Origin of the sequence: Methanolapillus millepedarum, from assembly GCF_032594115.1 — an archaeon.
In the GTDB taxonomy this organism is placed as follows: Archaea; Halobacteriota; Methanosarcinia; order Methanosarcinales; family Methanosarcinaceae; genus Methanolapillus; species Methanolapillus millepedarum.
The window spans coordinates 541,236-562,632 of record NZ_CP131060.1; the positions used below are offsets into that span (position 1 = coordinate 541,236).

General features: G+C 44.5%; 20 protein-coding genes and 4 tRNA genes. 16 read left to right on the forward strand and 8 right to left on the reverse strand.

The window, feature by feature from the left end:
* Positions 1-14: 14 nt before the first annotated feature.
* The gene (locus MsAc7_RS02640) at positions 15-1,067 is read right to left on the reverse strand and encodes an S-methyl-5-thioribose-1-phosphate isomerase (protein ID WP_338103453.1); all 1,053 of its coding nucleotides are present in this window, start codon (positions 1,065-1,067) and stop codon (positions 15-17) included.
* Positions 1,068-1,157: 90 nt separating this feature from the next.
* Positions 1,158-1,901 carry a DNA repair and recombination protein RadB gene (radB, locus tag MsAc7_RS02645; RefSeq protein WP_338103053.1) on the reverse strand — a complete coding sequence of 248 codons (744 nt, stop codon included), beginning with the start codon at positions 1,899-1,901 and terminating at the stop codon, positions 1,158-1,160.
* Between the two features lie 165 nt (positions 1,902-2,066).
* Between radB and MsAc7_RS02650 the strand changes: the two genes are divergently transcribed.
* Positions 2,067-2,294: a hypothetical protein gene (locus tag MsAc7_RS02650; protein WP_338103054.1), complete on the forward strand. Its 228-nt coding sequence runs from the start codon at positions 2,067-2,069 to the stop codon at positions 2,292-2,294.
* 17 nt (positions 2,295-2,311) lie between these two features.
* Here MsAc7_RS02650 and MsAc7_RS02655 read toward each other — a convergent pair whose 3' ends face one another.
* A complete protein-coding gene (locus MsAc7_RS02655; RefSeq protein ID WP_338103055.1) occupies positions 2,312-3,742 on the reverse strand; it encodes a RecJ family nuclease in 1,431 nt (476 codons plus the stop codon).
* A 273-nt stretch (positions 3,743-4,015) separates the two neighbouring features.
* Between MsAc7_RS02655 and MsAc7_RS02660 the strand changes: the two genes are divergently transcribed.
* From MsAc7_RS02660 to MsAc7_RS02670, 3 genes are read left to right on the forward strand one after another with little or no spacing between them, the layout of a single operon-like run.
* On the forward strand, positions 4,016-4,141 hold the full coding sequence (locus tag MsAc7_RS02660) for a hypothetical protein (protein ID WP_338103056.1): 126 nt from the start codon (positions 4,016-4,018) through the stop codon (positions 4,139-4,141).
* A complete protein-coding gene (locus MsAc7_RS02665) occupies positions 4,142-4,468 on the forward strand; it encodes an STAS-like domain-containing protein (RefSeq protein ID WP_338103057.1) in 327 nt (108 codons plus the stop codon).
* Positions 4,468-5,034, forward strand: a complete 567-nt coding sequence (locus MsAc7_RS02670) for a hypothetical protein (protein ID WP_338103058.1) — start codon at positions 4,468-4,470, stop codon at positions 5,032-5,034. The genes MsAc7_RS02665 and MsAc7_RS02670 overlap by 1 nt, the downstream gene beginning before the upstream one ends.
* Before the next feature lie 91 nt (positions 5,035-5,125).
* Here the strand turns inward: MsAc7_RS02670 and MsAc7_RS02675 are convergent, their stop codons facing one another.
* Both MsAc7_RS02675 and MsAc7_RS02680 read right to left on the reverse strand, forming a co-directional pair.
* The gene (locus tag MsAc7_RS02675; protein WP_338103059.1) at positions 5,126-5,992 is read right to left on the reverse strand and encodes a hypothetical protein; all 867 of its coding nucleotides are present in this window, start codon (positions 5,990-5,992) and stop codon (positions 5,126-5,128) included.
* 283 nt (positions 5,993-6,275) lie between these two features.
* Positions 6,276-10,004, reverse strand: coding sequence for a beta strand repeat-containing protein (locus MsAc7_RS02680; protein WP_338103060.1), 3,729 nt, complete (start codon positions 10,002-10,004; stop codon positions 6,276-6,278).
* Between the two features lie 399 nt (positions 10,005-10,403).
* Here MsAc7_RS02680 and MsAc7_RS02685 point away from each other — a divergent pair, with 399 nt between their 5' ends.
* On the forward strand, positions 10,404-10,802 hold the full coding sequence (locus tag MsAc7_RS02685; protein WP_338103061.1) for a VOC family protein: 399 nt from the start codon (positions 10,404-10,406) through the stop codon (positions 10,800-10,802).
* 81 nt (positions 10,803-10,883) lie between these two features.
* The gene (locus MsAc7_RS02690; protein ID WP_338103062.1) at positions 10,884-11,894 is read left to right on the forward strand and encodes a DNA polymerase subunit beta; all 1,011 of its coding nucleotides are present in this window, start codon (positions 10,884-10,886) and stop codon (positions 11,892-11,894) included.
* Positions 11,895-12,302: 408 nt separating this feature from the next.
* On the opposite strand, the gene MsAc7_RS02695 is transcribed toward MsAc7_RS02690, so the two are convergent.
* On the reverse strand, positions 12,303-12,542 hold the full coding sequence (locus tag MsAc7_RS02695; RefSeq protein ID WP_338103063.1) for a transcriptional regulator: 240 nt from the start codon (positions 12,540-12,542) through the stop codon (positions 12,303-12,305).
* 156 nt (positions 12,543-12,698) lie between these two features.
* On the opposite strand from MsAc7_RS02695, the gene MsAc7_RS02700 reads away from it, so the two are divergent.
* From MsAc7_RS02700 to pyrE, 7 genes are all read left to right on the forward strand, one after another.
* A tRNA-Asn gene (locus tag MsAc7_RS02700) sits at positions 12,699-12,771 on the forward strand.
* A gap of 122 nt (positions 12,772-12,893) precedes the next feature.
* Positions 12,894-12,966: transfer RNA gene (locus MsAc7_RS02705), tRNA-Ile, on the forward strand.
* Positions 12,967-13,066: 100 nt separating this feature from the next.
* A tRNA-Asn gene (locus tag MsAc7_RS02710) sits at positions 13,067-13,139 on the forward strand.
* A 128-nt stretch (positions 13,140-13,267) separates the two neighbouring features.
* Positions 13,268-13,340 (forward strand) — tRNA-Asn (locus MsAc7_RS02715).
* 133 nt (positions 13,341-13,473) lie between these two features.
* Positions 13,474-14,400: a beta/alpha barrel domain-containing protein gene (locus MsAc7_RS02720; protein WP_338103064.1), complete on the forward strand. Its 927-nt coding sequence runs from the start codon at positions 13,474-13,476 to the stop codon at positions 14,398-14,400.
* A 131-nt stretch (positions 14,401-14,531) separates the two neighbouring features.
* Positions 14,532-15,455 (forward strand): hypothetical protein, encoded by a 924-nt coding sequence (locus MsAc7_RS02725; protein WP_338103065.1) that lies wholly within the window; start codon positions 14,532-14,534, stop codon positions 15,453-15,455.
* A 90-nt stretch (positions 15,456-15,545) separates the two neighbouring features.
* Entirely contained in the window at positions 15,546-16,097 is a 552-nt protein-coding gene (gene pyrE / locus MsAc7_RS02730) for an orotate phosphoribosyltransferase (RefSeq protein WP_338103454.1), read from the forward strand.
* Between the two features lie 24 nt (positions 16,098-16,121).
* Here pyrE and MsAc7_RS02735 read toward each other — a convergent pair whose 3' ends face one another.
* Together MsAc7_RS02735 and MsAc7_RS02740 are read right to left on the reverse strand one after the other, a co-directional pair.
* Positions 16,122-16,766, reverse strand: a complete 645-nt coding sequence (locus MsAc7_RS02735) for a hypothetical protein (protein WP_338103066.1) — start codon at positions 16,764-16,766, stop codon at positions 16,122-16,124.
* A 94-nt stretch (positions 16,767-16,860) separates the two neighbouring features.
* The gene (locus MsAc7_RS02740; protein WP_338103067.1) at positions 16,861-17,514 is read right to left on the reverse strand and encodes a histidinol phosphate phosphatase domain-containing protein; all 654 of its coding nucleotides are present in this window, start codon (positions 17,512-17,514) and stop codon (positions 16,861-16,863) included.
* 231 nt (positions 17,515-17,745) lie between these two features.
* On the opposite strand from MsAc7_RS02740, the gene MsAc7_RS02745 reads away from it, so the two are divergent.
* The 3 genes from MsAc7_RS02745 (at position 17,746) to uvrC (ending at position 21,395) form a co-directional block, all read left to right on the forward strand.
* Positions 17,746-18,873, forward strand: coding sequence for a hypothetical protein (locus MsAc7_RS02745; protein ID WP_338103068.1), 1,128 nt, complete (start codon positions 17,746-17,748; stop codon positions 18,871-18,873).
* A 295-nt stretch (positions 18,874-19,168) separates the two neighbouring features.
* Positions 19,169-19,591, forward strand: a complete 423-nt coding sequence (locus MsAc7_RS02750; RefSeq protein WP_338103069.1) for a Mov34/MPN/PAD-1 family protein — start codon at positions 19,169-19,171, stop codon at positions 19,589-19,591.
* 88 nt (positions 19,592-19,679) lie between these two features.
* Positions 19,680-21,395, forward strand: coding sequence for an excinuclease ABC subunit UvrC (uvrC, locus tag MsAc7_RS02755; RefSeq protein ID WP_338103070.1), 1,716 nt, complete (start codon positions 19,680-19,682; stop codon positions 21,393-21,395).
* The last annotated feature ends 2 nt before the right edge of the window (positions 21,396-21,397 follow it).

Sequence of the window (21,397 nt, forward strand, 5' to 3'; positions counted from 1 at the left end):
GAACCGTAAACCGGTTAATCAATGATGATTTCGTCGATTAAAATCGGCGGGCAGAAAACGCCTTTTTCGGTAATCAACGCCGATACGTTTTCCATCGGCGTCATGTCAAACGCCGGATTTTTGATGGAAACACCGACAGGTGCATTTAATTCTTTGGCTTTCCCGATGTAGCGGATTTCATCTTCCGGCCGCATTTCAATCGGAACGGCTTCATCAAAACCGGCCGGGTCAAATGTCGAAACGGGCGCCGCGACATAAAACGGAATATCGTGTTCTTTGGCGAGGACGGAAAGCGAATAGGTTCCGATTTTGTTAAAGACCGCCCCTTGAGTAATCCGGTCGGCGCCGACAATCACTTTTGTAACGGACCCGTTGGCCATGAAAAAACCGGCGGCGGAATCGGTGATCAGATGGACCGGAATTTTATCTTCCAGAAGTTCCCAGCAGGTGATGCGGCTTCCCTGATTGAGCGGGCGGGTTTCGCAGGCGACAACGGTGATTTTTTTGCCGTCGGAAACGGCTGAGCGGATGACACCAAGCGCTGTTCCCCAATCGACGCAAGCCATTTTTCCGGCGTTGCAATGGGTGAGAACAACATCGCCGTCTTTGAGCAGCTTCGCGCCATGTTTTCCGATCTTTTTGTTCAGCTCAACATCTTCGTCCGCCATCTTTTTGGCTTCGTGCAGCGCGATGTCACGCACCAATTTCGGATCATAGCCTTCTTCTTCCGCAATCGAAAGAACGCGATCGACGCCCCACGATAAATTAATCGCCGTCGGCCGTGTTTTTTTAATCGTTTCTCCGGCGACGGTCATGTCTTTGAGAAGGCCTTCAACCGTCTTTGCGCTGCTGAGCGTTGCCGAAAGCGCGACCGCAAACGCCCCGCAAACACCAAGCGCCGGCGCGCCCCGGATTCTTAAGTTTAAAATGGCTTCGCAAACATCGGCAATCGTTTTGCATTTAATGATTTTGTATTCTCCCGGAAGGAGCGTTTGATCGACCATTAAGATGGACGAATCGGAATCATCCCAGTCAATTGTCCGGCTCATTTTGGCACCGGCCGGCATATTTTTATCTTGTTTCAAAAAATCACCTGTCGAATGAATTAAAAAATAAATATACAAATAAAAATGATGAATAAATTGATTTTTTTGATCTTATCTTAAACCGTCGGATGTGATCTTAAATTCACATTTTTCGCCTTCCGGCCGGCACCGGTGCTTGACGATTTTGGCGGCCCGGGTTCCGGCGCCGGTCCGCTCCAGCTGAATGATGGTTTTGGAAATATGTTCGATAGCTTTTCCGCCGAGCGGACGGACGGCGTTACCGGCATATCCGTTCCGGCCGGAATTGCGGCTGAATTCGGGATGAGCGCCCACATCGCTGAAAACCTGGTTTGTAATCAGCACGGACACCCCTGATTTTCGAGCCATTCCTTGTAAAAATCCGATTTGATTGGACAGCTCGCGCCGGCTTTGGATGCTTGAACTGTCATCATCCAGTTCATACCGGTAAAACGACGTTGCCGAATCGACAACAATCAGCCCGACATTTTCCCCGAGAATCTTTTCAATTTCATAAATCGCCGTATACTGTTCATCAAAACTCATCGGCTCGTAAATCAAAATGTTTTGCGCGATTTCTTTAGAGCGGCTGCCGGCGATTTGAGAGAAACGGTCCAGAGACAGTCCTTCCGTATCAATGTAAATGACTTTTTTTCCGGATTTGGAACATTCGACCGCCGCCTGGAGGCATAAATTGGTTTTTCCGGAGCCGGGCTCCCCGTACACTTGCGTGACAATGCCGCATTCAATGCCGCCACCCAACAAATTATCAATCGGCGGACAGCCGGTCGGAATAAAAGAGCCGATGTTGACACCTCCGGGAATAAATGAAATCATAAAATGGTAATCCGTTGTGATAGGATAGATAAATATATTCTCATAATATCTATCCGATAATATCTATTCTGATAGAAATAAGTTCATAAAATTCTAATATAATAAAAATTTAATAAAAACAATATTCTGCAAAACCTATTATAGTTCAAACGAGTAGTGGCTTTTATGGCAAGCCCTCTGTTAGCAGCAATTTTTTCATTTTTCATCCCCGGTCTCGGGCAATTCTATGACGGTCATTTCCTTCGCGGCGCAATTATCTTTGTCGGATTGTTAATTCTTGGCGCCGCTGCAGCAGTGCTTTGGGTGACATTAATTCTGGGAGCGTTATTAAGTCTCTTCATCTTTTTGATTTGGGCCTGGAATATTTATGATGCCTACCAATTGGCAAAATAAATTCCTTTTTTTGTTTTTTAACACTTATTTTTCCCGCTCAACTGGTTTCCGATGTAAATATCCAACCGCGCGATAAATTCATCCACTTTTTCGGGTGGAATGGTTCCGCCGGCTGCAATATCGTGACCGCCGCCGGTTCCGCCGACCATTTCCGTCACGTCCGACATCGCTTTTGATAAGTTCATTCCCCGACGGATCAAGTCCTGTGTTCCCCGGGAGGATATTTTAATCCCGTCTTCGGAATCGGCAAGCCCGATGATGGGTTTACCCCGATCCACGCCTTCAATCGACGACGACATGCCGGCAATGATCCCGACGATGGTTTCTTTGATTTCGGATCCGGAATAGAAATATTGGATATTTTCAAGTTGACAAATCCCATTTTCCCGGACATAGTTCAGCCCGTTCACGAGATTTTTCCGGTGTTCGATCAACAGGTTTCCGGCTTCGGAAAGCGCAACGTCTCGGTCGCCCATACAAACCGCAACGCCGGTTTCCGCCCGGTCATACCGGCCGGTGGCGTTCAGAAGCGTCGAGAATTCGGAAGCGTCCCGCATCTCCGTTCCTTCTTTTTCAGACAGAAGGATGTAACATTCCCGGACGATTTCCCCCGCGCGGGAAGAAGAAAGTCCCCGGTCGCTGCAATATTTGATGAGAGCGGTGATGATTTTTTTGCGTTCTTCAAAATCAAGTTCGATCCAAAATTTGGCGCCGTCTAATTGGCTGTACCCGATTCCGGTGTTTTGAAGAAAACGGATGCAGGCCTCTTCGTCACCGGTGAGTCCCGGCAAATACGGTTCCGACGAATATTGTAAAATCCGGTAAATGGGACGCGTTTGCTTTCCAAAAAGCGCCAAATCAGGACCGTAACTTAATACGCCGGCTGAAACGCCGCGTTCCAGAATTTCTTTATTAAGCCCGACCAATTTCCCGTATTTTCGGTTTTGCATGTCGCCGATGGCGCCGACAATCGCGAGGTCCGCTAAGTCGGCGTTGTCGCCGAGAGCGCACGCCAAAATATAAGAAACGCCGGAACCGCTGATTTCAAAACCGCCGTTTGCGCCAAAGAGGTGCGGGTTGATGTGGTACGGAAACGCGGCGGAATCCTTGGAAATGTTTTCCTCCCGGCCGTTCGGATGGTGGTGGTCGGCAATAACCGCGTTCATGTTGTTGTCTACCATAAAATCAATCAGGGAGCTGCCAAGGTCGGTAAAAACCAATAGCGGATGATTTTCCGACAGCAGCCGGGTCATGACGCGCTCATCCAATTTTTTGACAAATTCGTGAGTATACGGAATTTTAGCGCGCTCGAAACATTTTCCCATGATTCCGGCGGATGTGATGCCGTCCGCGTCGATGTGAGAGACCAAGTGCACTTGTCCGCGCTTTTGGATTTCGGCGGCGCAAAGCTTGGCACGCGCCTCTAATTGCTGATATATTTCCGACATTTTTGATCCATTTTTGAAAATTTAATGTAAATCTTAATTTCAATTTGTTTTCCTGAAATGTGTTTCTGATTTAAAAAGATAATTAGAAACTTCGGAAAACAATAGAATGAGATTGAATAAAATTGAATTATATTGAACAAAATATAAGCGTCGATTGATTTTGAATTGTTGATTTTCATTGAATTTCTATTTATATATTCTCTTTTTGAAAATTTCATAAAGGTTATATACAGCTGCGTATTTTCCGGTTTAATCAGAAAGTGAGATATGAAAATGGCGAAAATGAAATCTGTAAATCCTGTAAAAAAAGAAAGAGAAGCGGCTGCAAAAAAGAAGAAACCGTTAAAAATTAAAAACCGTCAGCAAGCCGTTACAATCAAAGCGAAAGACTTCATTTAGATGTGTTTTGGCGGATGCGACGTCGACATTTTAAAAGCGGAAATTGACCGCGCATTGGACGAATACGACAGAGTAACCGTTGATTTTTCCGGGCTTGGTTCTTTTACGACGTATTTCTTTAACCGGGTGTTTATGGACCGCTTGGATCAAATGCCGGTTGCGGAATTTGACGCGCGGATTTTTGTTGAGAATTTACCGGAAGTTGGAATGGGCGCTTACCGGCTGGCTTATGAAAATTCCGTCGAATATTTTAGTTTGTCGCTGAAAAAGCGAAAAGCATGGAATAAAGCTTGTCGGAAGGTTAATGAAGAAATGGGGTGGATTTAATGATCATTTCTATTTCTGATTTATCGGATATCGACCCGAAAGATGTCTATTTTGTTGATGCCAATGTTATCTTGTTTATTTATTTGGACAAGGAATATAATCAAGACACAGAAAAACGAAAGATATACATGGATTTTATCAAATATCTTCAAAAAAATGGGAATGTTTTACGGATTTCGACTTTAAACTTGCAGGAAGTGCTGCATGTTGTTGAAAAAAAGGAATTTAAGGGTTATTGTCAAACACAAAATTCGAAGGTCAGCTTGAAAAATTATCGTAAAAATAGATATGAGCGGCATAAATTAAAACAAAAACTTGATTTGATCCTCCGCCAAATCACTCAATCCTATTCCATCGAAGATGATTCTGTCACCAAAGAAGATATCGAAGCGTTTGTTTCCGGCTTTGAAACACATCTGTATGACCCAATGGATTTTTTTGCCGTCCATTCAAGATGTCGGCCGGGATGTTGCTTTAATTACATCACGGACGATTCCGATTTTAAGAATAATTTGTTGTTTCAAAAAAGCAGACGGACAAATTTGTATACCTGTGCGATGGTTTAAAAAAAGCCCACCGAATGTCAAACAAAAAAGGAAAAAAGAAAATCGGATTCAATTTTTTGAATCCAACTTGATACTTGTTCTAGATTCCAGATTACTTTTTCTTGAACATGTTCATCGCAATGACAATCAAAACGCCCGCAATCAATACGAAAAAAATGACGGCAACAATCGTTCGGAGTGCGCTTTGAGATTCTTTTTCAACCGGTTCATTTGAAACAACGGGTTGTTCATTTTGGTTTGGATTCATTTCTTCGGATTTATTATTCGAAGGAGCCGGGTTTGTATTTTGAGTCAATGGGGCCGATGTTACGCGTTTGTCAATTATTTTTACATTTTCAGTTCCGTACCCGCCGCTTGAACTGATTTTGTTGACAGGACCGTTGTTAACAGTCAACGTTGCCGCGCCAGACTCGATATAGTCGTTGATTCCCGGACCGGATATTTGAACTTTATATTTGTAACCGTTCATATCTGATGTCGCGTCGGGAATAGAAAATTGATAGCCGCTGCTGCCTAAGAGGGGGAGAAATCCGGAGCCATCTCCACGGTCCTCAAGCCACGCATAGTCATAGCTGCTGTTTTCCGTGACTTCGAAGGTTGCGCTTTCATGTTCCGAAATATTTTTGTCGGAAGGATTTGAAAAAACGATTAAAGCCGCTGAAGAGGAGTGATGGGTACGTCCGTTATCATCATCGATGGCGACTTTGTATTCCCATCCATTCATATCGGCCGTCGTTTTAATTTCATACATTCCCGTGTTTCCGCCGCAGCCGTCGGATACACTGACAAAATCTCCGCCATTATGACGCACTTGCCACTGATACAGTGAAACGATACCGGAAAAGGTCACTGTAAATGAAGCATTTTCTGTTTCAAAGACGGCTTGGTTCTGCGGCTGACCGGTTATGGGACTTGGAACAGCTGCTGTCAACGGAATGAAAAAGATTTGGATTGCCATCGCAAATAAAAGTAGAAATGATAATGTTTTCATTGAACTGAATTTTGTCATCCAAATTATCCTGTAACATTTGATTGGTTACCAATTTTAATATCATTTATTTCAATGATTTTGATAATGGACTGATGAAAGTATAAGAAAGATATAAAAAATCCGCTCCATTTTAAAGGCGGCGTTTTGAGAAACGTTAAAAGATGGACATTTTGTCGTTTTCAATAAAAAAAGCCGGCAAAGGCTTTTTCAAACCTCGCCGGCAAAACCGTTTACGTGCTTTTCAACAAAATTATTTCTTCCTCATCACGAAATACCAATACGCGGCTCCGCCGACAATCGCAATGCCGATGATTCCCGCGACAATCCAAATCCACGTCGGCGTTTCGTTTCCGTTGTCAAATCCTTCTCCGGACGTTTGTCCGGATCCGTTTTGAACCGAGCCGTTTTGAGAACCGTTTCCGGGTTGGTTGGCACCGTTTGCGTTTGTTTGCGTTCCGTTGTTTTCGGTTCCGTTCGTGCTGTTTTGCGGCTGTTGCTGTTGTTGTCCGGTTTGATTTCCATCCACAACTCTGACGTTGTCCCCGCCGTAACCGCCGCTTGCCGGTGTTTTTGTCACCGTCAGGACAACTTCGTCGGACTCAATCATCCCATCGATTCCGTTTCCGGAAACTTGGACTTTGTATTTCCAGTCGTTCATGTTCAAAAGCGCGTCAATGTCCAGAGACGCGTTTGTTTCGCCGGTCAACTCGACAAATCCGTTCGTGTCGTTTTTGTCAACAAGCCATTGATAAGACAGACCCGAACGATCCGTCACCGCAAACGTTGCCGGATGGTGTTCCTGAACGGTTTGGTTGACGGGCTGTGCGAGAACAACCAAGTCCGCCGAATCTGACGAATCCGTCATTCCGTCGATTTTCGCGTAATATGAACCGTTGTCGGCAAGAGTAATATTTGTTAACGCAAGTTCACGAGTTGTCGCGCCGGCAATCGGATTGGTGTTCGGAGATTTGTACCATTTGTAAGCCAAAGTGATTGCGGAAACGCCTGTCCCCGGATTTTGAGCAACGGCAAACGTGATGTCGCGGTTTTCAAATTCTGTGATGTCGGACGGATGGGTGACGACTGTCAGCCAAACGGCGTCGGATGTTGAAACCGTATCGTAGCCTTTTCTGATCAACAATCGATGTCGTACGGTGTCATTTGTTTTGTCGGCGGCGGAGATGATCAGTTCGGCTCCGTCTTTGTCGGGGATATTCCTGAAAGCGCCAAGTCCCGTTTTCTGCCACTGATATGAAAATCCGGTCGGAAGTATTCCGGTGACTGAAAATGAAACCTGGTTTCCTTCAAAAACCGCCATATCGACCGGGTTTGTAATCGTTGTCAAAGTGACCGTATCCGATGTTGAAACAACAGTCGAACCGTTCATAATCAACACCCGGTATTCGCCGGCATCTGTTTGGGCCACACCGGTTATTTCATATGTTGCCGAAGTTTCGTTGGTTATGTCGGCAAATCCGGAATCGTTTTTCTGCCATTGATATGAAAAATTGGTCGGAAGTATTCCGGGGACTGAAAACGAAGCGTTTGTTCCTTCAAATGCTACCGTGCTTTTCGGATTTTCCATAACATAGACACGCGCCGTAGATGACGTGGAAACATTACTTCCGCCTCTTTTCACGATCAGCGTATAATTTCCGTAATCTGTGCTTTTCATGGAATCGATGGAATATGTTGACGAATTTGCGCCGGAAATTGATGATGATTCGTGATACCATTGGTAAGAAAGTCCGACCGGAAGGGTTTCATGCGTTGTCGTCACGGAAAAGGAAGCCGTTTTTCCTTCAAAAACCGTCGTATTTGCCGGGTGTGTTGACAAAACCACCAACGTGACTTCATCGGATGTTGCCGTATTGTCCGTTCCCGGACCGGTTACAACAACCCGATAATTTCCGGCGTTTGCAACCGAAACAGAATTAATGGTGTATGTTGCTGAATTTGCTCCGCTCACATCTGTCCAAGTTCCCGAGATATTTTTTTGCCATTGATAAGTTAAGCCGGTCTCTCCGGTTGCAACAACGGTAAACGAAGCATCGTTTCCGACAAAAGCGGCTGTGTTAGCCGGCTGTTGATAAACCGTTAATGTCGCCGCTCCGGTTGCATATTCCAAAGATTTTTCGCCGGCGGTTTTGCCTTCGTTGATGACAACACGGTATTTGGAACCGTTGTCTGTTGTGCCGACGGATGTCAATGACAAAGAATTGCCGGTTTCGCCGGCAATCGAACTAAAGTTTGTCCCGTCAGTTGATTTGTACCATTGATACGTCCACTTAGCATTTTGCGGAACGGACATCGTCGCGTCTTTGTCTGCAAAAACAGCCGCATCGTTCGGTTTGATTACTTCAATCTTTGCCGGAGAACTTGAATTTGAGTACAAATACAATTTTCCGTCGGCGTCCGTTCGGGAACCGAAAGTAATCGGCGTTGTCAATTGGTTATTGACCAAATAAATCATTTTATCGTTAGAACCGGTAATTGTCGTTATGTTTTCGGTGACGGTGTTTCCATTGCTGTTCGTTGGGCTTGCACCAAACAAAGTTCCCGTCGTTGTTCGAATGCTTCCGCCGTCAATGACGATTGTTGAAGTGCCGTTTGTAGATCCTTGTCCGCCGCCGATCGCGTAATGGCCGCTGACCGGCGTTACAACAATGGTTCCGCCTTTTATTGTGACGGTTCCGGCTCCGGCTCCGCCGCCGTAGTAGCCGCCACCGCCGCCGCCGATTGCAGCACCGCCGCCGCCGATTGCAGCACCGCCACCCGTTGCCGTTGTAATTGTTACCGATTCTGATACCGTAACATCCCCGGCTCCGCCGTAGCCGCCGTAGCCGCCACCGCCGCCGCCGATTGCAGCACCGCCGCCGCCGCTGCCGATTACAGCACCGCCACCCGTTGCCGTTGTAATTGTTACCGATTCTGATACCGTAACATCCCCGGCTCCGCCGTAGCCGTCGCCGCCGCCGCCGCCGCCGATTGCAGCACCGCCGCCGCCGCTGCCGCCGCCGCCACCCGTTGCCGTTGTAATTGTTACAGAATCTGATAGCGTAACAGTTCCATCGCCGCCATAGTCACCACCGCCGCCGCCGCCGATTGCCGCACCGCCGCCGCCGAACTCGCCGCCGCCGCCGCCTGTTGCCGTTGTAATTGTTACCGAGTCTGATAACGTAACGGTTCCGGCTCCGCCGCCGCCGCCGCCGATTGCCGCACCGCCGCTACTATTGCCGCCGCCGATACCGCCCGTTGCCGTTGTAATTGTTACAGAATCTGATAGCGTAACAGTTCCATCGCCGCCATAGCCGCCGCCGATTGCAGCACCGCCGCCGCCGTCGCCGCCGCCGCCCTTTACTTCATCTATCACAACAAAACCATTAATGACAATTTTTCCGCTTGACTCACCGTTGCCGGAAGAATTATATTTTCCACCGATTCCGGCACTGCTCGGACCGCCGTAAACGGTTAAATTATTTGAATCTTTAACGGATCCGTCGGCGGTGATTGTCAAAAAGTTACCGGAACCAACGTGAATTCCCGTCAAACTTCCGGTAATGGTGTTGTTGCCTTCCAAATAAAGTATTGTGCCGCTGACGCCGTCGATGTCGATGCCGTGTGCATCGGTCGGCGCGGAAAGGTTCAGGTTTTTAATCGTCAGTTGAAGAGGCGTTGTGCGTCCGGATGCGGCAACAATTGTTGTTCCAGCCAATTGGACATTTGCATTGTCGCTTTGGATGGTCAAGTTGTTGATTTTCAACGGAATTGTAATCGTTCCGCCGGTCCAATTGTCGGCGTCTAATGTCAAGACGTGGGGTTCTGTTCCGGATAAGTTCCAAGTTGTCAAGTTTGAATTTGCGTTGTCGGCACTGTCAACGTTTGCTGAATCTGCCGTTGCCGGCGCTGCCAAGAGAATGAAAAGAATCGCCAAAATAGAAGCGAGTAAAATAAACTGTTTTGAGCTTTTTAGTTTCATATTATCATCTTTCTGTTAAACAAACGATCGTTTGTTCGCGGCAAAACATTATATTTCTCTGTTTGCCAAACAAATAATTGGTAATAAATAATGATACAATTTAGAGATTACATATATATAATATATTGTTTGAGAAAAAAACGAAAAAATGTCCCTTGGATCATTTTTTATTTTTTAAAATATATAATAGATTACAGATAGATAATAAAATAGATAAAAATAGAAATGAATCAAAATGATAAATCATTATTATTTTGATTCATAAAAATGAAAAGTGTTTATTTAGCAACCGTATTTTCCGGGTTTTTGTTGGATCCATGGACGGTTCCATAAAATGTTTATATCCTTTAAAAATATTATAGGATTAATATTTTAATTCACATATTCAGAGGCCAAACCATGACAAAAAATCAAAAAGTTACTCCCTTTCTCACCTTTGCCGGCAACGCGGAAGTTGCCATGAACTTTTACGTCTCCGTTTTTTCCGGAAAAATCATTTCCATCGTCTACATTCCAAAGGACGGTCCCGGCGAAGAAGGAAAAGTTCTGCATGGCGTTTTTGAAATTTTGGGACAGACATTCATGGCATTGGATATGGAAAAAGAATATGCTGTGCCGTTTTCTTGGGCAACGTCTTTTTACATCGACTGCGCGACGGAAGATGAATTCGACTTCCTTTTTGGAAAACTGTCCGACGGCGGCTCTGTCATGATGGGACCGGAACCGGTTTTGGATCTCCGAAAAGTCGCTTGGGTTACCGACAAATTCGGCGTGACCTGGCAGCCGGTTTGGAAATGATTTTCATTCCCAATCATTTTCAATTATGCTCAATCATTTTCAGCCCCATATGTTTAAAAACTTAAACGCCGAGTGGGCGTCATGACTTCAAACGAATCCGTCCAATTTGACCCGGTTTTGCGTGACTTTTTCATCACCCGAAACGGTTTTATATTTTCCGTTCCCGATTATTTTCATCCGGCCGCGGGCATCCGTTCAATTTTGCGTTACGTTCCGGACCCGTCCGGCGACCGGATTTTCCGGAAAACGAATATCCGCTACCGAAAAGCCGGTTTTGAGGAATCGTTTGAAATCGTGAGACAACAGCATCCGGAATGGGTTTTTGATGTAATTGTCGTCCCCGGGGACGAGATCAAACAAATCTTAAAACCCAACGACGCCGTTGTCGACATTTTGTCCGGGAAAATCCAAAATCCGGCGGCGCTTTTTCTCATTCGCCGGATGGAAAAATTCATTCCCGTCTCGTCGATGGGCATTTCCGGATCTATTCTGGCGGGACTGGACAACGACAATTCCGACATTGATTTTCTGGTTTACGGGACGGATTGGGAAAACGCAAGAACCGCGCTGAATCAAATGAAAAAATCAAAAACAAATCAGACGGGCGAACCGCCGATAACGGAGCTTGACGACGACATGTGGCGCACCGTTTATGAAAAACGCAAATCGCCGCTCTCCTTTGACGATTTCTTTGCTCATGAAATTCGAAAAGGCAACCGCGGCATGATTCACATGCCGGACAAAAACGTTTATTTCGATTTGCTGTTCGCCCGTTCGCCCGAGCAAATCGGCAAAGCGCCTGAACGGGGAACCGATACCGAAAAAATTGAAATCGAAGCCGTTGTGACAAATGCGGATTTTGCGTTTGACAGTCCGGCCGTTTATGAAATAAATCATCCGGAAATATCGGAAATTTTCAGTTACACGCACACGTATGCCGGACAAGCGCTTGCCGGCGAAAAAATCCGGGCGCGCGGAATGGTGGAAGTCATCGGGAACAAAAAACGGCTGGTCATCGGAACGAAACGCGAAATCGAAGACGAATGGATGGTTTCTCTTTCGCTTCTTGAAAAATGCGGGAACGGTTTTTGACAAAATTCAAAACCTGTTGCCGTAACGCGCGTGCCGGCGCGGTGCGGAACAAACCGTCGCATCCGGCATTAATCGAATTTGTCCGCAAGTTCGGAACTTGGCGGATTGCCGCAGAAATAAGATGAAACAGGCAGCCAATCCCGTTTCAAATACCTTCAAATTGCACCGGCGGTTTTCAGTTTCAGATTGCATCTGTCGCTGCTGTATCCACATCATTTCATTGAAATCCGAGAAAATCAAACGCAAAGCATTTGATTTTTTTAAGTTCGTTGCCACTTCTTTTTTTCAAAAAACGCCCTTGGTTTTTCCGCGACTTAAAATGAAAATGTGTTGCTGTAACGCGCGCGCCGCCGCCTGCCGAAAAAAGAAAAAAAGAAGAAAGAGAATAAAGAAAAAAAATGAAAAATATCAGACGGAATGAATGAAATTGATAACAGCTTTGCCTTCCGACGTCAAATCGTATTTGCCGCCCGCGTTTGCAATCAGTTTGTTATCTTCCATTTCCGAAATCACTTTGTCCATCGTTACCGGAATGCACCGAAGCGTTTTCGCGATTCTTTTGGCGTCCATCGGGCCTTTGCTGTTTAAAACATCAAGAACATTTCTTCTCATATTATTTCCGTTGACAAAACCGGCAATATCTTCCATGTTGATCTCCTCAATTGATATTTTGATGAATGATTTTTTTATTTAAGTGAGCATGGATTGTTCTTTTGGTTATTTCTATGTTTCTTCCCACCCTCTCAAAACGTTTAAATATGATTGTAATATAGAGAGATTCGCTTTCTCACGGTAATTTCAAATGCCGCCTTAACTCAGATGGTAGAGTGTCTGGCTGTTAACCAGAATGTCACAGGTTCGAGCCCTGTAGGCGGCGTCTGATTCTTTTTTAGATCTTTTGTTTCGTTTTTCATGTTTGTTGTTTGACGGTTCCATCAAAAGTTATTTTTATTTCAATTCCATTTTCATATTTCAGTTCGTTTCAATCATCTTTCATTCGGGCCTGTAACTTAGCGGTTAGAGTGCTCGGCTCATAACCGAGTTGTCACTGGTTCAAATCCTGTCAGGCCCATTCAAAAAGTATATATAGGAAATATTGTATCCTTGGATATAACTACAAGTAATTATTTTCAAAATTCGGGGAAAATAATCGCTGAATAGATTCAATATGTGCCGCCTTAACTCAGATGGTAGAGTGTCTGGCTGTTAACCAGAATGTCACAGGTTCGAGCCCTGTAGGCGGCGTCAAATACGAATTTTTTAAAAAACAAAACCCATGTGATCCTTTTTAAAATCGTAGAAATTATAACTGTTAGTAATTTTCATATAAATTCGTGTCAAATAAAAAAGGATTTGAAAATTAAATAATCCGGGCCGCCTTAACTCAGATGGTAGAGTGTCTGGCTGTTAACCAGAATGTCACAGGTTCGAGCCCTGTAGGCGGCGTTCAATCTCATTTTTACTCTCGTTTTCATTTGCTGTTCATTGTTTCTTTTTATCAGCGGACAATATTAATACAACCATTACCATTACATTTCCATTCCTCAATTTTCTTTTTAATTCATGAGAGGTTGATTTTATGCCAAAAATTACGGAAAGAAATGTTCTTGTTCCTTTAGACGTTCCCCGCGACGCACGAGACGATTATATTCAAAATTATTTGAAAATCACGCAAAACAGCGGCAACCTGATGCTTTTTGCGGGCGACCAAAAAATCGAACACTTAAATGACGATTTTTACGGAAAAGGAATTCCGACTGACGACAACGATCCGGAACACCTGTTTAAAATCGCGGCCGGCGCACGGATTGGCGTTTTTGCGACCCAACTCGGACTCATCGCCCGTTACGGTATGGATTATCCGGAATTGCCCTACTTGGTGAAAATGAATTCAAAAACGCACTTGGTCAAAACCGAACAAGACGATCCGTACAGCGGGCAGCTCTATGACATGGAGCAAATCATTGAATTTAAAGAAAACAGCGGCCTTGACATTCTCGGAATCGGATACACCATTTATTTGGGCAGCGAATACGAAGCCGACATGCTCACCGAAGCGGCGCAGCTTATTTATGAAGCCCACCGTTACGGACTCATCACCGTTCTTTGGATTTATCCGCGCGGAAAAGCCGTTTCCGACGAAAAAGACAGCCATCTCATCGCGGGCGCCACCGGCGTCGGCGCTTGCCTTAACTCCGACTTCGTCAAAGTCAATTCCCCGAAATCCAAAGACGGAACGGACGCGGCGGTTTTGCTGCAGGAAGCCGTCACGGCAGCCGGCCGGACAAAAGTGGTTTGCGCGGGCGGGTCCAGTGCGGCATCAGACGCATTTTTAAAAGAACTTTACAAGCAAATCCATGTCGGCGGCGTCTGTGGAAACGCAACCGGACGCAACATCCACCAAAAACCGTTGGATGAAGCCATTCGAATGTGCAACGCGATTTACGCAATGACCGTTGAAGGAGCCGATATTGACACAGCGTTGAAAATTCTGAACGGAAAATAATGGAAAAATCTTTTTTATTTTCTTCTTTTTTTCCTTTTGTCATTATTTTTTTGTGAATTTATTTATAGGAGAAAAGTGTTGGTTCAACACTTTATAAATTGGAAGTTATTTTAATAACCCAGGTGTCATACATGGCTGATGAAGGTAAAAGCAAAATCATGAAGTTCGGAGCGGTTCTTTTCATTATTTTAATGATCGGTTCCCTTTTCGTAGCGTCCGTCGCCCTTTTGGTGAATAATAATCCCGACAACCCGAACGCGACCAACGTGACCAACGTGAGTAGCAATACAACGGTGACGGTTCCGATGTCCGAAATTCCCGGAAAAGACGTCAATTTCACCTATTCGAATTTAAAAGACGGCGTGAAGCATTTGCCGTCCGGCGCGTCACAAGTTGCGATTCTCAATGAAGGCAACTTAAACTCAAGTTCTCTTCCGGGTGCGAACGTGACCAAAATGATGGTCGCCTATTACCCCCTCGGCATCGTTTCTTACTACTCTATGGAAAGCAAAGAGAATGTCAGCATTGTTGTTCTCGGAAACAATTCCTCAGGCTACCAATATGATGTTTACAATAATTACACGATGATTATTGCAAATTCAGTTCCCCAAATCGTGACTCCGGGAAACCCAATTTTATTAACCTCCTATAATGTCGATTTAGCCGAACGCGCTTTGGATGCCGTCGATGGTAAAAATATATCGACAGAATATGATTTCCTTTTGTCTAACGCGGACAATGTAACAGACTTTGAATTTGCCGCCGCGTTAAAGGCCCCGGAAGGAAGCGGTTATGAGCAGTCTTACCAAAGAACGAGCAATTTTTCAAACGGAACTTATCAATTGGAACTTATGTTCTTAAATGCCAACAGTTCTTTAAAACAGGATGTGAACAATAGAGCATTAAACGGATCGGCAAATGGTGTAACGTATAAGGTGAACGACAACAATTCCGTTTTTAAGATTTATGTTGAAAGCTCGAACAAAGTGTCTTTTGAAAGTGAAATGAATAACTTACTTACCATCACAGATAAGTATTTAGAATCTGCCAATTAATAGAGCACGCCTCTATTAATTACATTTTTTGAAATTAACTCATTTTATTGAAAATATTAAAACATTTAACAGGCGATTTCTTTGATCATTATGGATAATCAAATTGTTGTGGACGCGCTCATTGCATGCGACGCTGTTAAATTCGGCGATTTTACGCTGGCCTCCGGTCAAAAAAGCAACTTTTACATTGACATTAAAAAAGCAAGCACCGACCCGAAAACATTAAAAATCATTGCGAAATGCATTGGAAATATAGTGGAAGCGATTACGGTAACCACTCAAAACGATCAAGTCATCATCGGCGGCGTAGAGCTGGGCGGCGTTCCGATCGCAACGGCCGTTTCTCTCGAAACAGAATACCCGCTCTTGATTATCCGAAAAGAAGTGAAAGGCTACGGTACAAAAAGCCGCTATGTCGGCGATTTGGATTTGACCAAGGAAATCATTTTGATGGAAGATGTGACGACCAGCGGCGGTTCCGTTAAAAAGGCAATTGAAGCGCTTAAAGAAGACGGCGCAACCGTCAAACGCGTGATTACCATCGTTGACCGGGAATCAGGCGCTGCCGAGTCTTTAAAAGGCATCGGCGTCGAACTGATTCCGCTTGTCCGAAGCAGTGAATTGGTAAAAAATAAGAAATGATGATGATTCAAAAAATAATATATTTTAAAAATATGATTGATTTGGAATCGGCGTTTCGCCTGTTTTATTTTCACTTATATTCTCATTTTCTTTTTTGATGGTAATGCTGTCGCCGGACGGTTTATAATAATATTCAATCATTTTGAAAAGCAACATAAAAGCATACCAATCGTCCGTTTGTTCAAACCCTTTGCAGTCTTTGATGTGAATCAGACGGTTTTCATACGTGATTTCCGCGTAAACATGGCAATTTGTTTCCTCGGTCTCGCAAATAAGTCCGGAGTTGTTTTCTTTAATAAAAATGCCGTCGCCTTCCAAAATATAAACTGGCGGATTTGGTTTTTCCGCGTCGTCCGCATGGTGAAAAATTGATTTCTTCTGATGCTCCTCTTCCGTCTTTTTCCGGAGAGTGAGTGTCTCAAACGTATAGTCCCGTTTCTTATACCACTCATTTTCCTTGCCGATATAATCCACGCGGAAAAAGATGTTCGTTGAAAAAAAGATATGACCGGATTCCATCTCCCGAATCATGCCGGACATGATTTTGTCGGACGGAATCACATATTCGGAACTGGCGATGTAATCCTTTTGCCGGCGGCTTTCGTCTTCAAGCGACCAGTCAAGCCGTTGAACCGGTTTCTTTTTATTTCTGCCAAAAATTTTGTCCATAACACCCATAATGATCACAAATTGAATGAGGCGGTTACATTATTAACCTTTTCATAGAAATGAGTGTTTTTTGTGTTTTTTGATTTTAATATTTTTAATATTTTCGAAGCGTTTTGACCAATTCCGCTGAATTCAAAAAGGCATTTTCGGCTTGTTTTTCGGAAAGTCCCGCCCCTCTTAAAATGTGCTGCGCTGTTTCTTTTGTGATCATATCGCCCGGATTGTGGGCATCCGTGTTGCAGACAATTTTAGCCTTTGCTTCCGTGGCGACTTTGGCGACATGGCCGTTGGTGCGGTTGTGCCCGCTTCGGGCCGTAATTTCAATGCATATGTCATTCTCGCGGGCAAGCTCCGCTTCTTCAATCGTCAAAAATCCCGGGTGCGCCAAAATGTCGACATATTTCGATTGGACCGACGCCAGATTTGTTCCGGACGCCACGGGTTCGACGATGGTTTCGCCGTGAACGACGACAATGTCGGCGCCGGCTTCTTTTGCTTTTCGGGCCAATTCATCAATTTTGGCGGGCGGAACGTGCGTGATTTCAATGCCGGACAATACGGTAATTTCCCACTCCTTTTCCAAATATTTGGCCTTTTCAAGAGACGAAATAATCCATTCAAAATTGGTAAAATCGGCATGATCCGTCATGGCGATTGCGGAATAACCGTGGACGACAGCCCGGCGGACATGTTCGCTTGGGATCAAAACGCCGTCGCTGAAAAGAGTGTGGGTGTGAAGGTCAATCATTTGAATTCTCCGATTCTTTATCCATTTTATATTTTATAATTCTCATCTCTTTCTTTCGTATTTAATCGTTTCTCAAATATTGTACGATTGTCTTGATGCGTAGGATTGATTATTTCGCATTGACAGTTAATCATTAAAGCGACATTTTTTCCGGCGGCTGCCGCCCGTGTTCCCAATTCAAGCCCGCTCTTTGGCGAATTTTTATATAGAAGCAATGTGTTTTTTTGGTTTATGGAACTCACGACAATTATTTTAGGAATCATCGGCTTTCTCGTCCTGATGATGATTGTTGCCGTTGTTGGTTGGTACATCGGCAAAAGAAAATTCGACCAATTGAACGGAACTCAAAAAGAGAAGGCCGTCAAAAATAAAAAAGAGAAGAAAAGCAAGGAATCTAAAAAAGATGTCAAAAAGGCAGACGATGCGGCCGCTTCGGCCATAATCCCATCGATTGCCAACGACCCGAAATCCGGTTCAAAATCCGAAGAATACGCTGTTTCAGAAGAAAAAGTATTGGAATGGAAACCGCCGAAAGCCGGCGATTCCATATCATCCGCACCGCCGGCATCCGATACGCCGGCCGCTTCATCAGCAGGCACGGGAACGGCAGCTACAACCGTTGCAGCGCCGTCTGATTCAACTTCCCATTCATCTCCGGCAGCTTCTTCAAGATCAAGCGAAGGATCGACGTCTTCGGACTTGTATTCTTACAAACCGTCCCGGCCTTCGGGCTCTCCTTCTTCTTATCCGTCAACCAACATCCCGAGAGATCCGAACAGAACAATGGACCCGGACGCGAAAATCGGAATCGTGGGATCGTCCAAAACAACGATGCCGCCGGAAGATTCCGAATTTGTTGTCCCGTTGAAAAAGAATGAAAGCAAACCGCAACAACCGGCTTATTCGGAGCCGGAAAAGCTTTCCGGTTCAAATGCCGCCGTTTCTTCAAAACCGGCATCTGTCCCTTCATCTTCGCCGTCGCCGGCTGCTACATACGCTGCCGCGCCGGACGAAAAAAAGAAATATAATCACAAATACGCTTATTTCGATTCCGTGATGGCGACCGAAAAGGAAACGGAGATACACGACACGGAAACAACAACGAGTGCGGAAACGTCTGTGAGTTCCGCCGCTTTGAAATCTTCCGAACCCGTTCAAAAAGACGAGCCGCCGAAAAAGACGCAGTTCATCGATATGGATTTGTTTGAAGACGACGGGCTTCAAAATGAAGCCGTTGTCAATAAGTATACTTTCGAAGGAGATTTTGAAGAAGAATACGGCTCAAAAGTCGACGACAGCAAACAAAACAAAGAGGAAAAGAAGAAAGAAGGATTGGACAGCGCCGAACCTGAATATTGATCGGTCAGCCTTTTCCTTTTTTCACTTATTTTTTTGGTTTTAATTTTCAAATTTTTTGTTTTATTTTATTTTATTTTATTTTATTTTATATTATTTTATATCTTCAGTCTTTCAAACTTCATTCATTTCCTTTATGTTCTTTTTCCTTTCTCCCGGCTTCCTCAATTTGATTCAATTTTATCGATTTGTCCGTTATTTTTATTAGTCAATTATTTATATTAAATTTCATACTTCTACTTTATATTCTACATCTGTTGTTTTTTAATTCAATTTATCCATTTATCAGAGGTATAAAATGGCTGTCAAAAAAATAGCGTCCGACACCCTTGATTTCATATTAGAGTCTTGCAGATCTTCCCATCCCCACGAATTTGGCGCCCTTTTGGAAGCGGACGGCGATGTGATTACACATATCATTTACCTGCCGGGAACGGACGCGACAACGCAAAGCGTCAGCATCAACACATGGATGCTCCCGAATATGAGACATGCCGGTACCGTTCACAGCCATCCGAGCGGCATTGCCCGCCCGTCCGGCCAGGATTTAATTTTCTTTCAAACCGGAGAGGTGAACATCATTGTCGGAAGCCCTTACACCCGAAAGTCTTGGAATGCGTTTGACCGCGGCGGAAATAAAATCCAAATTGAAATTGTGGATTATGAATTCCAAGACGAGGGGCTGTTGGATGAAGATTTAATGGGTGAAGATGACGGATGAAGACGTTTGATGAAAAGAATAATTTAAAGCAGCAAAAATCAATGTACAGGCATCAATACAAAGGCCGGTTAATAGTTCAGAGGATTTTATGATTGATCTTTCGACAATTCCACAGTCTCCCGGTTGTTATATTTATCGCAACAAAGATCAGGAAATCATTTACATCGGAAAAGCGAAAAATTTAAAAAAACGGGTTTCCAGTTATTTTCAAAAACGGGATCATGATCCGAAAACGCGCGTTTTGGTTCGAAACATCGAATCGGTCGATTTTATTTTAACGGAAAACGAAGTCGAAGCGCTGATATTGGAAAATACGCTCATCAAAAAACATGCGCCGAAATACAATATTGATTTAAAAGACGCCAAAAACTACGCCTTTATTCATTTGACCGACGATGAGTTCCCGCGCATCGGCATCCTTCGAAAAGCGACCACCCGCGGGAAATTATACGGCCCGTTCGTGTCCGCCGCGGACCGGGATCTGGTTTTGGATGTGGTTAAAAAAACATTTAAACTGCGGTCCTGCCGGAATTTGCCCAAACGCGCTTGCCTCCGGTACCACATCGGCCACTGCAGCGCGCCTTGCATCGGAAACATCAGCAAAGCGGATTATCAAAAAAATATTGAAAAGGCTGATTTTGTTTTACGCGGCAATACGGATGCGCTGATACAAACGCTTCATGAAGATATGGACAAATATTCTAAATGCCGGGAATTTGAGCAGGCGATGGAGCTTCGCAATCAAATTTACTCAATGGAATATTTAAAAACCCGGCAGCATATGGAACGCAGAATCAACCACGATGAAGATGTCATCAATTACATCATTCGAAAAAATAAAATTTACATCATTGTTTTTAACGTGATTAAAGGAACATTGGTCGGACGGGAAGAGTTTGCGTTCGATTACAGCCGGAATTTCCTCGAAGAATTTTTGGTTCAGTACTATTCCGGACATGAAACGCCGGCTGAAATTATTTTGCCGGAAGAATCCGAGATTTTGGAAGAGGAAGCTTATACGGAAGACGGTGGGTATTGGAATGCGGATTTCGTTTCCGGAACAAGCGGCGACAAAATCAAAAATCATCCGGGTTCGAATGAAAAGGCGAATGATGACGGGAATGGCGAACCTGAAGTCGGTGAAAAAACCGGCCGGATCAGCCAGTCCCTCATTGATTTCCTCTCCCAGCGCCATGGCAAAACCGTTAAAATCACAGTTCCGAAACGCGGCAGTAAAAAAGATCTTTTGGATTTGGCGGAGAAAAATATTGAATCGGCATTCTTCGGTTCCGTTTCAAAGGCGGAAGAACTCGGCCGCCGCCTGATGCTTCCAAAAACGCCAAGCGTCATCGAATGTTTCGATATTTCTCATTTGTCGGGAACAAACACGGTGGCGTCTATGGTTCAATTCAGGGACGGGCGCCCTGATAAATCCAACTACCGGCGGTTTAAAATCAAAACAGTGGACGGCATCAATGATTTTGCGTCCATCGCTGAAGTCGTCAACCGGCGTTATTCCCGTCTTTTGGAAGAAGAAAAAAATCTCCCGGATTTGATTCTTATCGACGGCGGAAAAGGACAATTGTCTTACGCGGTCGATGAACTCAAAAAATTAGGCGTTAAAACGCCGGTCATTTCGCTGGCGGAACGCGAAGAAGAAATTTTTGTTCCCGGAATGTCAGATCCGCTTCCGATTAAAAAGGATGAAAAAGCGTCTCTTTATCTTCAAGAGATTCGGGATGAAGCTCACCGGTTTGCGATTACGTACAACCGTTTGCTGCGCGAAAAAACATTGAAAAATTGAAA

What these genes read in the sequence shown, in the direction of transcription:
- MsAc7_RS02640 (WP_338103453.1), bottom strand. Translation starts at nt 1,067, where the DNA reads ATGCCGGCCGGTGCCAAAATGAGCCGGACAATTGACTGGGATGATTCC.
- radB (WP_338103053.1), bottom strand. Translation starts at nt 1,901, where the DNA reads ATGATTTCATTTATTCCCGGAGGTGTCAACATCGGCTCTTTTATTCCG.
- MsAc7_RS02650 (WP_338103054.1), top strand. Translation starts at nt 2,067, where the DNA reads ATGGCAAGCCCTCTGTTAGCAGCAATTTTTTCATTTTTCATCCCCGGT.
- MsAc7_RS02655 (WP_338103055.1), bottom strand. Translation starts at nt 3,742, where the DNA reads ATGTCGGAAATATATCAGCAATTAGAGGCGCGTGCCAAGCTTTGCGCC.
- MsAc7_RS02660 (WP_338103056.1), top strand. Translation starts at nt 4,016, where the DNA reads ATGGCGAAAATGAAATCTGTAAATCCTGTAAAAAAAGAAAGAGAAGCG.
- MsAc7_RS02665 (WP_338103057.1), top strand. Translation starts at nt 4,142, where the DNA reads ATGTGTTTTGGCGGATGCGACGTCGACATTTTAAAAGCGGAAATTGAC.
- MsAc7_RS02670 (WP_338103058.1), top strand. Translation starts at nt 4,468, where the DNA reads ATGATCATTTCTATTTCTGATTTATCGGATATCGACCCGAAAGATGTC.
- MsAc7_RS02675 (WP_338103059.1), bottom strand. Translation starts at nt 5,992, where the DNA reads ATGGCAATCCAAATCTTTTTCATTCCGTTGACAGCAGCTGTTCCAAGT.
- MsAc7_RS02680 (WP_338103060.1), bottom strand. Translation starts at nt 10,004, where the DNA reads ATGAAACTAAAAAGCTCAAAACAGTTTATTTTACTCGCTTCTATTTTG.
- MsAc7_RS02685 (WP_338103061.1), top strand. Translation starts at nt 10,404, where the DNA reads ATGACAAAAAATCAAAAAGTTACTCCCTTTCTCACCTTTGCCGGCAAC.
- MsAc7_RS02690 (WP_338103062.1), top strand. Translation starts at nt 10,884, where the DNA reads ATGACTTCAAACGAATCCGTCCAATTTGACCCGGTTTTGCGTGACTTT.
- MsAc7_RS02695 (WP_338103063.1), bottom strand. Translation starts at nt 12,542, where the DNA reads ATGGAAGATATTGCCGGTTTTGTCAACGGAAATAATATGAGAAGAAAT.
- MsAc7_RS02720 (WP_338103064.1), top strand. Translation starts at nt 13,474, where the DNA reads ATGCCAAAAATTACGGAAAGAAATGTTCTTGTTCCTTTAGACGTTCCC.
- MsAc7_RS02725 (WP_338103065.1), top strand. Translation starts at nt 14,532, where the DNA reads ATGGCTGATGAAGGTAAAAGCAAAATCATGAAGTTCGGAGCGGTTCTT.
- pyrE (WP_338103454.1), top strand. Translation starts at nt 15,546, where the DNA reads ATGGATAATCAAATTGTTGTGGACGCGCTCATTGCATGCGACGCTGTT.
- MsAc7_RS02735 (WP_338103066.1), bottom strand. Translation starts at nt 16,766, where the DNA reads ATGGACAAAATTTTTGGCAGAAATAAAAAGAAACCGGTTCAACGGCTT.
- MsAc7_RS02740 (WP_338103067.1), bottom strand. Translation starts at nt 17,514, where the DNA reads ATGATTGACCTTCACACCCACACTCTTTTCAGCGACGGCGTTTTGATC.
- MsAc7_RS02745 (WP_338103068.1), top strand. Translation starts at nt 17,746, where the DNA reads ATGGAACTCACGACAATTATTTTAGGAATCATCGGCTTTCTCGTCCTG.
- MsAc7_RS02750 (WP_338103069.1), top strand. Translation starts at nt 19,169, where the DNA reads ATGGCTGTCAAAAAAATAGCGTCCGACACCCTTGATTTCATATTAGAG.
- uvrC (WP_338103070.1), top strand. Translation starts at nt 19,680, where the DNA reads ATGATTGATCTTTCGACAATTCCACAGTCTCCCGGTTGTTATATTTAT.